1 protein-coding gene is annotated in these 710 nt (G+C 29.2%); it reads right to left on the bottom strand.

Annotated features, from left to right (window positions below):
* A partial coding sequence (locus ACVC2P_RS17270; RefSeq protein ID WP_452599695.1) for a hypothetical protein occupies positions 1–381 on the bottom strand: 381 nt, incomplete at its 3' end.
* Between the last annotated feature and the right edge of the window lie 329 nt (positions 382–710).

Here is a 710-nt window from a genome sequence, read left to right as displayed (position 1 = left end):
ATCCCATCCAGCAGCTATTGCTGCATTTTTTCCGTATTTAGATATTGCTTGAGGTGATTGACCACTTAAATGCGGATCGAACAATAATTCATTGTCTTCAGCTTTTACACTGTATGGAATATTGTATTCTAAGAACTGTTGAAATGTTTTTGAATTTGCATAAGCCTCTACCTCTAAGGCATCTTCATCTACATGTTTATGCCCTATAGAGATTATTTTAGATAATGCATTAAATTGTGTTTTGTTACTTGCTTTAAATGTAAAGCAGACTTCATCCTTTTCTTTTAAGTATTTTTCTGCTTTTTGTTTATGCGTTTCTTGGGCGTTTAAGTTAGTTAACGAGATAACTAACACTACTAATAGGAGTATAGTTTTTTTCATGGTAGGTACTGTTTTTGGGGGAGCTGAGCCTTACTAAAGTATGAAAAAAACTTTAAAAACACTTTGAAATGCAAATAAAATCGATAAAGTGTGTGTTTTTAGTCAAACTTGTACTAGTATTCAAAAGAAGTAAAACGCAACTATGGTTTAATAAATAAATGTGTTTATAACATATATGTCGCTTTTCTGTTTCATTAATTACGTAATAGTTAGTTTCTGAAAAAATATTATAAAATAGGTGTTTTTCAAAAAAATGTAATTGTATTTAAAATATTAAGATGATTAACAAGAGCTTATTTAAATCCTATTAGGATTGTTTTCCCCAAATG

The organism is Pontimicrobium sp. MEBiC01747 (genome assembly GCF_053601635.1).
Note: the sequence above shows the minus strand (reverse complement) of the source record. Positions and strands in the feature narration are given on the sequence as shown.